We start from the raw sequence: 1579 nt of genomic DNA on the forward strand, positions 1-1579 counted from the left end.
GTTGGCCAGTTTCTTCATATTTTGTGCGGTCGCTGCCACCAGGTTGGCGCGGTCCACCGCCTCTTTCCCCCGGTAGAACGTGAAGCGGAGACCGTGGAGCTCCTTCCCGTCGGCGAACGAGCGCTCCACCGTCTGTGGCCGGAGACGATAGAGGTGCTTGCCCGATGCGGACAGACGGTTCTCGCTCACCGCTTCGCGGTAGGACTCATCGATGTGGCGGGTGATGACGCGCCGATGCGATCGGCTTGACGTGCACTTCTCGAGGAGTGGGCAGTTCTGACAGATGGCAGGGTCGGACGCGTACTGGTGATAGCCGTGACGGTCGGTCGTCTTATAGGTGAGATGCTGTTTCGCCGGACACAGATAGGCGTCCACGTCCGGCAGGTAGGTGAACCGCGTCTTTCGAAACATCCCCTTCTTTCCACCGAACCGCCGCCAGGCGATGACGCCGAAAACGCCGCGCTCGACGAGCGCCTTCGCGATCTCGGTCGTGTAGTAACCGGCATCGAGCGCGACCGCCTCGAGCGGATAGGCGAAACGGTTGAGGATATAGTCGAGACGGTCAAGATAGACGGTGCTGTCCGACACGTTCCCAGGCGTGACATGCACATCGACGATGAAGTTGTGCTTGGCGTCGACCGTCCGGTGCACCAGCCAGAAAAAGCCTTCCGGCTTTTGGTCACGGTACATATAGCCCGCGTCAGGGTCGGTCCGGCTCACCTTGATGAGTCGACGCTTCTTCTTCTGTCGCGCGGGCTTCAGTGCTTTTTTCCTCGTTTGGCCCGTTCTTCGTTCACCCGGCCGAGAAGCTCGTCCTCGACATCGCCGACGACCTGCTCGACCTCGACCTTGTCGAACTTCTTCTTGTTCGCGTTGGCTCGGATGTGGGTCGAGTCGGTGATCAGGATGCGCCCTGAAATGAAGCCGTGGGCTTCGGCCTGGCCCACGATGTCCTCGAAGATTTGTCGAAAAACGTCCGTGCCGGCGAACCGGCGTCGATAGGCCTGGCTGATCGTCGAATGGTCGGGAATTTTCTCGTCCATCCCGAGCCCGAGGAACCAACGGTACGCGAGGTTCGTCTCAATTTCCTTGATTGTCTGTCGCACGGAACGGATGTTGAACAGCGGGCCGAGCAGGATGATCTTGATGAGGATCTCGGGGTCGATGCCGGGCTGTCCGGTGTTTGAATACAGCGGCGCGCATAGCCGGTGGACGATGGAGAAGTCGATGTGGCGATCGAGTTTGCGGACGAGGTGGTCTTTCGGGACCAGTTGGTCCAGCGAGGCGTCGGTGCGGATTGGTTCATGGCGTTTGGCGATATGGGCTCGGTACATGATGATTCCCCTTTCTGTTCGGAGGCGGTGACGATCCATACATACCAGTTCCCGCTTCTCGAGGTTTTAGCCCGCATCGGGCGCTTTTTCTATCGGCCGTCGAGGCCTCAGAAAAAGACGAGAGGCCACCCAGGGGCGGCCTCTCACGGCGCTCATCCGACGGCGCCGGAGACTCCTGAGGGATCAGCGAGCGGAGGGAGACCCAGCAGCGACAACGTCGCGATGCGGCTCCCTGCTCGCCCCTA

At 60.5% G+C, this 1579-nt stretch carries 1 protein-coding gene; it reads right to left on the minus strand.

The window, feature by feature from the left end; all coding sequences use genetic code 11:
• Positions 1–1334, minus strand: a protein-coding gene (locus EVJ33_RS15090) for an IS1182 family transposase (protein WP_131438368.1) whose coding sequence is annotated in 2 segments (ribosomal slippage) — positions 1–764 and positions 764–1334 — 1335 coding nt annotated over the 2 segments. Because the reading frame shifts where the segments join, the coding sequence is not laid out codon by codon here. This gene is flagged as partial in the annotation.
• Between the last annotated feature and the right edge of the window lie 245 nt (positions 1335–1579).

This window comes from Exiguobacterium sp. SL-10 (assembly GCF_004337025.1).
In the GTDB taxonomy this organism is placed as follows: domain Bacteria; phylum Bacillota; class Bacilli; order Exiguobacteriales; family Exiguobacteriaceae; genus Exiguobacterium.